We start from the raw sequence: 11,360 nt of genomic DNA, 5'->3' as shown, positions 1-11,360 counted from the left end.
GTGGTGGAAACGACGAAGCACATCTTTGTGACCGGGGGCGTTGCCTCCTCGCTCGGCAAGGGCCTCACGGCATCCAGCCTCGGACGACTTCTGCGATCGCGGGGCCTGCGGGTCACCATGCAGAAGCTCGACCCCTACCTCAACGTCGACCCCGGGACGATGAACCCGTTCCAGCACGGTGAGGTCTTCGTCACCGACGACGGCGCCGAGACCGACCTCGACATCGGCCACTACGAGCGCTTCCTCGACGTCAACCTCGTCGGCAGCGCGAACGTGACCACCGGTCAGGTCTACAACAACGTCATCGCCAAGGAGCGCCGCGGCGAGTACCTCGGCGACACCGTCCAGGTCATCCCGCACATCACGAACGAGATCGTCTCGCGGATGCGGGCGCTCGCCACGGGTGGTCCCGACGCGCCCGACGTCATCATCACCGAGATCGGCGGCACCGTCGGCGACATCGAGTCGCTGCCCTTCCTCGAGGCGGCGCGCCAGGTGCGCCACCTCATCGGCCGCGACAACAGCTTCTTCCTCCACGTCTCGCTCGTGCCCTACCTCGCCCCGAGCGGCGAGCTGAAGACCAAGCCGACGCAGCACTCGGTCGCGGCGCTGCGCCAGGTCGGCATCCAGCCCGACGGCCTCGTCCTGCGCGCCGACCGCGAGATCCCCGAGCCGATCAAGCGCAAGATCTCCCTCATGTGCGACGTCGACGTCGACGCGGTCGCCGCGGCCGTCGACGCCCCGAGCATCTACGACATCCCGAAGGTCCTGCACCGCGAGCGGCTCGACGCCTACGTCATCCGCCGGCTCGGGCTCAACTTCCGCGACGTCGACTGGACGGAGTGGGACCAGCTGCTCCAGCGCGTCCACGACCCCGAGCACGACGTCGAGGTCGCGCTCGTGGGCAAGTACATCGACCTGCCCGACGCGTACCTGTCGGTGACGGAGGCGCTGCGAGCCGGCGGGTTCCACCACGACGCCAAGGTCCGCATCCGCTGGGTCGCGAGCGACGAGTGCCAGACCCCGGCCGGTGCCCAGCGCGCTCTCGGCGGTGTCGACGCGGTCCTCGTGCCCGGCGGCTTCGGCGTGCGCGGCATCGAGGGCAAGCTCGGCGCGCTGACGTGGGCCCGCGAGAAGCAGGTCCCGACCCTCGGCATCTGCCTCGGCCTCCAGTGCATGGTCATCGAGTACGCCCGCTCCGCGCTCGGCGTGGACGACGCCAGCTCCACGGAGTTCGACCCGCAGACCCAGCACCCCGTCATCGCGACGATGGAGGAGCAGAAGGCCTTCGTCGAGGGCGCTGGCGACCTCGGCGGCACGATGCGTCTCGGCCTCTACCCGGCGGCCCTCAGGGAGGGCAGCGTCGTGCGCGAGGCGTACGGCGCGGCCCAGGTCAAGGAGCGTCACCGCCACCGCTACGAGGTCAACAACGCCTACCGCGAGGACCTCGAGAAGGCGGGACTCGTCTTCTCGGGCACCTCGCCCGACGGCACCCTCGTCGAGTTCGTCGAGCTGCCGCGCGAGGTCCACCCGTACTACGTGTCGACGCAGGCGCACCCCGAGTTCCTCTCCCGCCCGAACCGCGCCCACCCGCTGTTCGCCGGTCTCATCGGTGCGGCCCTCGAGCGCCAGCGCAGCGAGCGGCTCGTCGAGGTCGAGCGCCGGCGCTCGGAGGCCGCAGCCGAGGGCCCGGGCCGGGACGGCGCGGAGGACCCCATGACCGTGGGCGACGCCGTCGATGCCGTCAGAGCCCCCGACGTGCACGTGCCGGTGGCCGTCGCCGCCGACCACGACTGACGCGTGAGCCCGTCCGGCCTGTCAGGCCTGTCGGCGCCCGTCGGCTCCGGTGAGGACCTCGTCGAGGAGTGGCGCAGCCACCCCGTCGTGGAGTCCGAGCTCGTCTTCGAGGGCCTCATCTTCGACGTCCGCCGCGACCGGGTCGACCTCGGCGAGGGCGGCGTCGTCACGCGCGACTACATCGAGCACCCCGGCGCCGTCAGCATCCTCGCGCTGCGGGAGGTCGACGGCGTCGAGCACGTCCTGCTCATCAGGCAGTACCGCCACGCCTCGGCCGGCTCCGTCTGGGAGCTGCCGGCCGGCCTGCTCGACGTCGACGGGGAGCCGCCCTTCGAGGCGGCCGTCCGTGAGCTGGCCGAGGAGGTCGACCTGGCCGCGGACGAGTGGCACGTCCTCGCCGACGACATCACCTCGCCCGGCGCGTTCGCCGAACCGGTCCGCGTGTTCCTCGCCCGTGGCCTGCACGACGTGCCCGAGGCCTCCCGGCACGAGCGCACCGCGGAGGAGCTGAGCCTGCGGCCGCTGTGGGTGCCGCTCGACGACGCCGTCGCCGCGGCGCTCGCCGGGCGCATCAGCAACTCGGCGACCCTCGTGGGGCTGCTCGCGGCGCACGCGTCGCGCGCCGGCGGCTGGGCATCGCTGCGTCCCCGGGACGCCGCGTGGCCGGCCCGAGACGCCCAGGCCGCCCGACGGTGAGAGCGGGCGGTCCTCCGCACCGGGGAGACGCGCCGGCGTGCCCGTGCGGCAGCGGCTCCGGCCTCGACCGGTGCTGCGGCCCGGTGGTCTCGGGGGCGCGTGCCGCCGCGACGGCCGAGGAGCTCATGCGTTCGCGCTACACGGCGTTCGCCACCGGCGACGCCGGCCACCTGTTCCGCACGTGGCACCCGCGGACGCGACCGGACGACGTCGAGCTCGACGCCTCGACGCGCTGGGTCGGTCTCACGGTGCTGCGCACCGAGGACGGTGGGCCGGCCGACGAGCACGGCCTGGTCGAGTTCGTGGCGTCGTGGGCCGACTCATCCGGAACCGGTGCGGCGCGTCGGGGCGAGCTGCACGAGGTCAGCCGGTTCGCCCGCCGGGCCGGGCGCTGGCTCTACGTCGACGGTGACCACGGCTGAGACCGCGTGCCGGCGCTCATCGGCGCGGCCCCGGCGCCGGCGCAGCACGGCCACGGCGACACCACCGAGGAGCAGGACCCCGCCGGCGACCTCGAGCGGGTGCGGCCGCTCGGCGTAGACGAGCCCGGCGGCGGCCATCCCGAAGACCGGCACGAGCATCGCGAAGGGCGTGACGCGCGCGACCGTGTAGCGGGCCAGCAGCGTGTTCCAGATGCCGTAGCCGACGAGCGAGGACAGGTAGGCGGTGTAGGCGGTCGACAGCACCGCCGACCAGTGGACATGGGTCACCGCACGGCCGATGGCCTCGGGACCCTCGAGCAGCCAGGACAGCGCGAGCGCGGGCAGCGGGACGACGAGCCCGGACCACACGGTGACGCCGAGCCCGGCGCCCGGGCCGAGGGCACCGGCCCGCCTCGTGAGGACGTTGCCCACCGCCCACGAGACCGCCGCGAGCACGAGGACGACGAGGGGCAGAAGGGGTGCGGACAGGCCACGTCCGGCGGCGATGACCAGCAGGCCCGCGCCACCGAGCGCGACGCCGACCCGCTGGGTGCGTGAGGGCCGCTCGTGCAGCCACACCGCGGCGATGACGACCGTGAGCAGCACCTGCGCCTGCAGGACGAGGGAGGCCAGCCCGGGCGGCATGCCGAGGTGCAGCGAGACGTACATGAGGGCGAACTGGCCGAGGCTCGTGAAGAGGCCGATGAGGGCGAGGTCGCGCCACGGGAGGGCGGGCCGCCGGACGATGAGCACGGCCGGTACGCAGACGACGACGAACCGGACCGCGAGGAACAGCAGCGGTGGCACGGAGTCGAGGCCGGTGCGGATGGCGACGAAGTTGGTGCCCCACAGGAGGGCGACGAGGACGGCCAGGGCGGAGTCTCGGCGGCGCATGGAGCCCATCGTCGAGGGCAGCGACCGTTCACGTCCATCAAACTGTCGTGCCGTTGACTGTGTAGCATCGCTGCATGATCGATCCGGTCGCGCTGCGCTCTCTCGTCGCCGTCGAGGCCCACGGCTCCGTCGGGGCGGCCGCGGCGGCCCTCGACTACACGCCGAGCGCCGTCTCGCAGCAGATCAAGCGGCTCGAGAACCAGACGGGCGTGCAGCTGCTCGAGCGTCAGGGCAGGGGCGTGCTGCTGACCGAGGCCGGCCGCACCCTGACCGAGTCGGCCCGGGACCTGCTCTCGCACATGGAGCGCCTCGAGTCGCGGCTGCACGGCGTCAGCGGAGAGGCCGTGGGCACCGTGCGGCTCGCGACCTTCGCGACGGCGTACCGGGGCATCGTCGTCGGCGCCATCGGCCGGCTGCGTCGCGCGGCGCCCGGGGTACAGCTGCGCCCCGACGAGATCGACCCGTGGGACGCCGTCGACGCCGTGGCATCGGGCTCGCACGACCTGGCGCTCGTGCACAACTGGGAGCCGCTGCCGCTGCCGATCCCGGACCACCTGGAGGTCCGGCACCTCGGGCGGGACCGTGCCGACGTCCTCGTGCACGTCGACCATCCGCTCGCGGGTCGTACGAGCGTCGGGGTCGGTGACGTCCTCGACGCCGAGTGGGCGAGCGTGGCGCCCGGCTCCATCTGTCACCAGTGGCTCCAGAAGATGTACTTCGACGTCGGGCGGGCCCCCAGGATCGCCCACGTCGCGCTCGAGTTCGCGACGCACGTCGCACTCGTCGCGGACGGCGAGGCCGTCGCGCTCGTGCCCCGGCTCGGACGCGGGCCCCTGCCGCCCACGGTCGTGGCCGTGCCGATCGTCGACCCGGTGTCCGAACGCACCGTCAGCCTCGTGTGGCGGCGGACCATGACGGCCAGTCCCGCTCTCGCCGCGACCGTGGACTCCCTTGCGGCAGAGGCCTCCCGAGACCTGACGCCCCTCTAGCCGGATCGGCGGGCGCGGCGCCGACTCCGCCCGTCGCGGAGCCGGGCCGTGCCCGCCGAGATCGCTAGCCCTGGAGCACGACCAGCTGCTGCGTGGCCCGGGTCATCGCGACGTACCGGTCGACCGCGCCCTCGATCCCTGTGCCGAGGCGTTCCGGGTCGACGAGCACGACGAGGTCGAACTCGAGGCCCTTGGCCAGCTCGGGGGCCAACGACCGCACGCGCGGACGCTCGGTGAACGAGGCGTCCCCGATGACGCAGGCGACCCCCTCGGCGTGGGCCGCGAGCCACTCGGAGACCACCGCCTCGAGGTCCGCCCGGGACCCGTGCACGACGGGGCGCCCGCTCTCACGGATCGAGGTCGGGACGTTGGCGTCGGGCAGGGCGGCACGGATGACCGGCTCGGCCGCGGCCATGACCTCGCTCGGGGTGCGGTAGTTGACGGTGAGCGAGGCCAGCCGGACGCGGTCGAGGCCGATGCGGGCGAGGCGCTCCTGCCACGACTCGGTGAACCCGTGCCGCGCCTGGGCCCGGTCCCCGACGACGGTCAGGCTGCGCGACGGACACCGTGCCAGGAGCATCTGCCACTCGGCGTCGGTCAGCTCCTGCGCCTCGTCGACGACGACGTGTGCGAACGGGCCGGCCAGGCGGTCCGGCTCGATGCGGGGGAGCGCGGCCTCGTCGTCGAGCGCACCGACGAGGTCGTCGCCGCGCAGCATCGACATGACGTGCATCTCCGAGTCGTCCGACTCGATGAGGTGCTCGACGACCTTGGTCCGCTCCTCCCGCTCGGCGGCAAGCGCCGCCTCCCGGCGCCGACGCCGGCCGGAGGCGGCGGCGTCGCCGAGGCGCGCTCGCGCGAGGTCGAGGATCGGCAGGTCGGACACGGTCCACGCCTGCGCGTCCGGACGCTGGAGCGCGCGGATCTCCTCCCGCGAGAGCCACGGCGCGGCCAGGTGCAGGTAGGCCGGCACCGACCAGAGGTCCCCGACGAGGTCCGACGCGTCGATGGTCGGCCAGGCCTTTCCCAGCGCCTCGAGCAGCCCCGCGTCGCGCAGGACAGCCCGGCGCAGCTGCTCCCGGGACGCCCGCACGTCGCGGGTGTCACCATGGCCGCCGTGGGTGCCCTCGCCGACGCGCGCCTGGTCGCCCGGCTCGTCACCGGGCTCCTCGTGGTCCGCCTCGTACGTCGCGACGAGGATCTCGGCGACCTCGTCGAGCACCTGGTCGCGCGCCTCGTTGTGCGGCGTGCCCGGTTCGACGGCCTCGACCGCCGTGGCCCAGTCGGCCGCAGAGAGCCACAGGTCCGCCCACGGCGTCGACACCTCGACCCCCACGGTCGGCGTCTCCTCGTAGAAGCGCACCGCGCGGTCCACGGCGCCGACCCAGTCGGCCGACGCCTTGAGGCGGGCGACCTCGGCGTCGGCCTCCGGGAGGGCCGCCGCGCCCTCGGGAAGCAGATCGCGCAGCGTGCACGTCCGGACTCCCTCCTCGCCGAGGCTCGGCAGGACGTCGGAGACGTAGGCGAGGTACGGCTCGTGCGGGCCGACGAAGAGCACGCCGCCGCGCCGGTGGCCCAGCCGTGGGTCCGAGTAGAGGAGGTAGGCGGTGCGGTGCAGGGCCACGACGGTCTTGCCCGTGCCGGGGCCGCCGTCCACGACGAGGGCTCCGCGGGAGCCGGCCCGGATGATGGCGTCCTGGTCGGCCTGGATCGTGCCGAGGACGTCGCGCATGCGCTCCGAGCGTTCTGCGCCGAGGCTGGCGACGAAGGCCGACTGGTCGTCGAGCGACACGTGCGAGGCGAAGGTCTCGGGGGTGAACACCTCGTCCCAGTAGTCGCTGACCCCGCCGCGGGTCCAGCGGTAGCGGCGCCGGCTCTCCAGGCCCATGGGGTTGGCGTGCGTCGCCGCGAAGAACGGCTCGGCGGCGGGGGAGCGCCAGTCCACGAGCAGTCGCCGCCCCGAGGCGTCGGTCAGGCCGAGGCGCCCCACGTAGACCGGCTGCCCCGGGTCGTCGGCCGGGACCATGTGGCCGAGGCACAGGTCGAGGCCGAAGCGGCGCAGGGTCCGCAGCCGGGCGCTCAGCCGGTGCACCTCCTGGTCCCGCTCGAGCGCGGCCTGGCCGTGGCCGGCGCGGGCACGCCGGGCGGCGGCCAGACGGTCGGTGAGGTCGGCGACGGTGCGCTCGAGGCTCTCGGCGATGGCCGCGAAGTGCGCCTCGTCCGCGGCGACGAGGATCGGGTCGGCCTTGTGGGCCAGTCGGTCGGGAAGGTCGAACGCGTGGGTGGTCAGCGGGCTCACGTCATCAGCTCCCATCGGGTGCGAGACCTGGGTCTGGGGCCTCGGCCCGCGATTCTGCGGCACGACGGGGGCCTTGCCGCAAGGCCCCCGGTGCGTTATACGTTGGAGATGGAGAGGGAAGTCCCTCTCCATTCGCACGTCCGGGGCGTGGCACGGGCTGCCTCGCCGTGGCGCGCTCAGCCCACGGGCTCCGCGCGCGGCGTCGAGTCGGGCTCGCGTGCCGTGCGCTCCTCGGCGGCGTGGGCCAACTGCCGACGCGACGGCTGGTCGAGGCGCAGCGGTCCGCGCAGGCGCGTCAGGGGCCGCTCCAGCAGCACCCACGACAGCCACGACACGAGCACGGCCGCTGCGATGAGCAGGAGGTTGCGCGGCACCGAGTGCTCGCCGAGGAGCAGGCTGTTGATGAAGGTCTGGTGCCAGAGGTAGAGCGCGTAGCTGATGGTGCCGAAGAAGACCATGACCCTGGACCCGACGACGCGCGAGTGTCCGGTGGCAGCGGCGTGCACGAGCCAGACGCCGATGATCGCGAAGACGGCGCCGAGCGGTCGGAAGAGCGGGTGGTCGACCGCGATGCCGTGACCGGGGAAGGCCGACACGGCGACGAGCACCGCGAAGGGCACGAGCGGGTTGGCGCGGGGGAGCGTCACGCCGCGCCTGGCCAGCTCGGCGAGACCGAACGCGAGGGCGACCCCGAGCAGGAGGGCGAAGACGTTGGTCTCGGTGGAGATGTCGAGCCGGATGGCATCGCCCTGGGTCCACACGCTGTAGAAGGTCGCCAGGGCCGCGAGCGTCAGGACGACGGCGAAGGCCCGGGCCCGCTGCCAGGTCATGAGCGCGATGAACGCCAGCGGCCACACGAGGTAGAACTGCTCCTCGACCGACAGGGACCAGAGGTGGTTGAGCACACCCAGGTCGGTGCCCGCGATCCGCACCCAGTTGCCGACGTAGAGCACCGAGGCCAGTGCGGCCGTGGGGTGACCGGCGAGCCGGGGGTCGTCCGTGGCCCAGAGCAGGACGGGCACGAGCGCGAGCAGGAGCAGCAGCGCGGGCAGCAGGCGGACCGCTCGTCGGCCCCAGAACCGCCACAGGCTGACCGACCCCCACCGGTCCCACTCGCGCAGGAGGAGGCTCGTGATGAGGTAGCCGGACAGGACGAAGAAGAGCGTCACGCCCGACAGGCCGCCCCAGCGCACCGGCAGGCCCGAGTGCGATGCGGCGACGAGGAGGATCGCGAGGCCGCGGACGCCGTCGAGGTCACGGTTGCGGGTGTGCTGCACGCGGACAAGGCTAGGCGCGGACCCGGTCTAGGATGAAACCTCGGTGCCGCACGCCGCTCGTGTGCAGGCGCATCGACAGCGCGGCCCAGGGCCGCGCCCCCGACCCGTCCTCGGAAGGATCCTCCGTGCTCCGCACTCACGAGGCCGGCACGCTCCGTGCCGACCACGCAGGCCAGACCGTCACCCTCACCGGTTGGGTGGCTCGGCGTCGAGACCACGGCGGGGTCGCCTTCCTCGATCTGCGGGACGCCTCGGGCGTGGCCCAGGTCGTCGCGCGTGACGAGGTCCTCGCCGAGGGCGGGGCCCACGACGTGCGCAACGAGTACTGCGTCCGCGTCACGGGGCAGGTGCGGATGCGCCCCGAGGGCAACGCCAACCCCGAGCTGCCCACGGGCGAGATCGAGGTCATCGTCGAGCAGCTCGAGGTGCTCAACCCGAGCGCGCCCCTGCCGTTCCAGATCGACGAGCGCGTGACGGTCGGCGAGGAGGCGCGGCTCAAGCACCGCTACCTCGACCTGCGCCGACCGGGGGCCAGCTCGGCCGGTGCGGCGATCCGGCTGCGCTCGCGCGTCAACGCGGCGGCCCGCAAGGTGCTCGGCGCCCATGACTTCGTCGAGATCGAGACGCCGACGCTGACGCGGTCGACGCCCGAGGGTGCCCGCGACTTCCTCGTGCCGGCCCGCCTCGCGCCGGGCTCCTGGTACGCGCTGCCCCAGAGCCCGCAGCTGTTCAAGCAGCTGCTCATGGTCGCGGGCATGGAGCGCTACTACCAGATCGCGCGCTGCTACCGCGACGAGGACTTCCGCGCCGACCGCCAGCCGGAGTTCACCCAGCTCGACATCGAGATGAGCTTCGTCGAGCAGGAGGACGTCATCGCCCTCGCCGAGGAGGTCGTGCGGGAGATCTGGTCGCTCGTCGACGTCGAGCTGGACACCCCGTTTCTGCAGATGACCTACGCCGAGGCCATGGCCCGCTACGGCTCCGACAAGCCGGACCTGCGCTTCGGCCAGGAGCTCGTCGAGTGCACCGACTACTTCGCCGACACGACCTTCCGCGTCTTCCAGGCCGAGTACGTCGGCGCCGTCGTCATGCCGGGCGGGGCGAGCCAGCCGCGCAAGCAGCTCGACGCGTGGCAGGAGTGGGCCAAGCAGCGCGGCGCCAGAGGCCTGGCCTACGTCCTCGTCCAGGAGGACGGCGAGCTGGGCGGCCCGGTCGCCAAGAACCTGACGGACGCCGAGCGCGCGGGCCTCGCCGCGCAGGTCGGCGCCGAGCCGGGTGACTGCATCTTCTTCGCCGCTGGGGCGACCAAGCCCTCACGCGCGCTGCTCGGCGCCGCGCGCCTGGAGATCGGCCGCCGGTGCGGCCTCATCGACGAGAAGGCGTGGAGCTTCCTCTGGGTGCTCGACGCGCCGCTGTTCGAGCCGGCGGCCGACGCCGTCGCCTCGGGAGACGTCGCCGTCGGCGCCGGGGCCTGGACGGCCGTGCACCACGCCTTCACCTCCCCGAAGAAGGAGTTCGAGGACACCTTCGACACCGACCCGGGCAGCGCGCTCGCCTACGCCTACGACATCGTCTGCAACGGCAACGAGATCGGCGGGGGGTCGATCCGTATCCACCGCCGCGACGTCCAGGAGCGCGTCTTCCGGGTCATGGGCCTGTCGCAGGAGGACGCGCAGGAGAAGTTCGGCTTCCTCCTCGAGGCGTTCCAGTACGGCGCGCCGCCGCACGGCGGCATCGCGTTCGGCTGGGACCGCATCGTGTCCCTGCTCGCCGGCACGGAGTCGATCCGCGACGTCATCGCCTTCCCGAAGTCCGGCGGCGGCTACGACCCGCTGACGGCGGCGCCGGCGCCCATCACGGCCCAGCAGCGCAAGGAGGCCGGTGTCGACGCCAGGCCCGCCGCCGACGCGCCCGCCCCCCAGGGCGCCCCCGAGGTCAGCCCGAAGCAGAGCTGAGGCGGGCGACCCCTTCCTCGGTCGCGCAGCCCTTCGTCCCGTCGGGGACGAGGGGCTGCGCGGCTCGGTCGCGCACCGGCCGCCGACGGTGGAGGATGGCCTCGTGGAGACGACCGCGCGGCCGAGCCTCCGGACGCCGGAGCGCGCCGGACGACGTGCTCGTGCACCTGCGCCGGGCCCGCGACCTCGCCGACCGCGAGTACGCTCGGCCGCTCGACCTCGACCGGCTCGCCGCCGAGGCTCGCCTCTCGAAGTGGCACTTCCTGCGCCTGTTCCGCTCGACGTACGGTCTGACGCCTGCCGAGTACGTGTCGCGGCGTCGGATCGAGCGGGCGCAGGACCTGCTCCGGGCCACCAACCTCACCGTCACCGAGGTCTGCTTCGCCGTGGGGTACTCGAGCCTCGGGTCGTTCAGCAGCCGCTTCCGCGAGGTCGTGGGGGAGACGCCGAGCGCCTTCCAGCGCCGGTACGCCGAGGTGGGTGCACCCCACATCCCCGGCTGCTTCGTCTTCATGTGGGGCCTCGCCGAGCCCGCAACCGGGGAGAAGCCGGCGATCGGGCCGGGGTCCTAGCGTTGCGCCCATGATCACCAACATCTCGATCGTCAGCCTGTTCGTGAAGGACATCGACGACGCCAAGAAGTTCTACACCGACGTCCTCGGCTTCGAGGAGAAGGACGACATCACCCTGGGCGAGGGCTACCGGTGGTGCACCATCGTCCACCCCAACCAGCCCGAGCTGGCCGTCAACCTCGCGATCCCCGGCCCGCCGCTGCCTGCCGACCTCGTCGAGGCGGTGCGGCGCGCCCAGGAGGCCGGCACGATGCACGGCCTCGGGCTCACCGTCGACGACTGCCAGCGGACCTTCGAGGACCTCACCGCCAAGGGCGTCGAGTTCCTCCAGCCGCCCTCGACCCGGCCGTACGGCACCGAGGCCGTGTGCCGGGACATCTCGGGCAACTGGGTCGTCCTCGTCGAGCCGGCCACGACGCCGTACTCGGCCGCCGACTTCGACTGAGGCCGTCGCGCGCC

Annotated in this window: 10 protein-coding genes; 7 read left to right on the top strand and 3 right to left on the bottom strand. The window is 73.2% G+C overall.

What is annotated here, in order from left to right:
* The 3 genes from AC1VM9_RS19070 to AC1VM9_RS19060 all read left to right on the top strand — a co-directional run bounded on the left by AC1VM9_RS19070 (position 1) and on the right by AC1VM9_RS19060 (position 2,915).
* Positions 1-1,797: a CTP synthase gene (locus AC1VM9_RS19070; RefSeq protein ID WP_481346528.1), complete on the top strand. Its 1,797-nt coding sequence runs from the start codon at positions 1-3 to the stop codon at positions 1,795-1,797.
* Between the two features lie 3 nt (positions 1,798-1,800).
* The gene (locus AC1VM9_RS19065) at positions 1,801-2,493 is read left to right on the top strand and encodes an NUDIX domain-containing protein (protein WP_481346529.1); all 693 of its coding nucleotides are present in this window, start codon (positions 1,801-1,803) and stop codon (positions 2,491-2,493) included.
* 83 nt (positions 2,494-2,576) lie between these two features.
* Positions 2,577-2,915: a YchJ family protein gene (locus AC1VM9_RS19060; protein ID WP_483123718.1), complete on the top strand. Its 339-nt coding sequence runs from the start codon at positions 2,577-2,579 to the stop codon at positions 2,913-2,915.
* Here the strand turns inward: AC1VM9_RS19060 and AC1VM9_RS19055 are convergent.
* On the bottom strand, positions 2,814-3,809 hold the full coding sequence (locus AC1VM9_RS19055; protein ID WP_481346531.1) for an EamA family transporter: 996 nt from the start codon (positions 3,807-3,809) through the stop codon (positions 2,814-2,816). The genes AC1VM9_RS19060 and AC1VM9_RS19055 overlap by 102 nt on opposite strands.
* 74 nt (positions 3,810-3,883) lie before the next feature.
* Here AC1VM9_RS19055 and AC1VM9_RS19050 point away from each other — a divergent pair, with 74 nt between their 5' ends.
* The gene (locus AC1VM9_RS19050) at positions 3,884-4,798 is read left to right on the top strand and encodes a LysR family transcriptional regulator (protein WP_483123716.1); all 915 of its coding nucleotides are present in this window, start codon (positions 3,884-3,886) and stop codon (positions 4,796-4,798) included.
* Positions 4,799-4,862: 64 nt separating this feature from the next.
* Here AC1VM9_RS19050 and helR read toward each other — a convergent pair whose 3' ends face one another.
* Entirely contained in the window at positions 4,863-7,097 is a 2,235-nt protein-coding gene (gene helR / locus AC1VM9_RS19045; protein ID WP_483123715.1) for an RNA polymerase recycling motor ATPase HelR, read from the bottom strand.
* 176 nt (positions 7,098-7,273) lie between these two features.
* Positions 7,274-8,374 (bottom strand): acyltransferase family protein, encoded by a 1,101-nt coding sequence (locus tag AC1VM9_RS19040; RefSeq protein WP_481339868.1) that lies wholly within the window; start codon positions 8,372-8,374, stop codon positions 7,274-7,276.
* 125 nt (positions 8,375-8,499) lie between these two features.
* On the opposite strand from AC1VM9_RS19040, the gene aspS reads away from it, so the two are divergent.
* From aspS to AC1VM9_RS19025, 3 genes are all read left to right on the top strand, one after another.
* The gene (gene aspS, locus AC1VM9_RS19035) at positions 8,500-10,329 is read left to right on the top strand and encodes an aspartate--tRNA ligase (RefSeq protein ID WP_481339870.1); all 1,830 of its coding nucleotides are present in this window, start codon (positions 8,500-8,502) and stop codon (positions 10,327-10,329) included.
* Between the two features lie 95 nt (positions 10,330-10,424).
* Positions 10,425-10,901: a helix-turn-helix transcriptional regulator gene (locus tag AC1VM9_RS19030; RefSeq protein ID WP_481347074.1), complete on the top strand. Its 477-nt coding sequence runs from the start codon at positions 10,425-10,427 to the stop codon at positions 10,899-10,901.
* Between the two features lie 10 nt (positions 10,902-10,911).
* Positions 10,912-11,346 (top strand): VOC family protein, encoded by a 435-nt coding sequence (locus AC1VM9_RS19025; protein ID WP_481347073.1) that lies wholly within the window; start codon positions 10,912-10,914, stop codon positions 11,344-11,346.
* Positions 11,347-11,360: the final 14 nt, after the last annotated feature.

It is taken from the genome of Monashia sp. HAY1-11D, from assembly GCF_056868035.1.
Note: the sequence above shows the minus strand (reverse complement) of the source record. Positions and strands in the feature narration are given on the sequence as shown.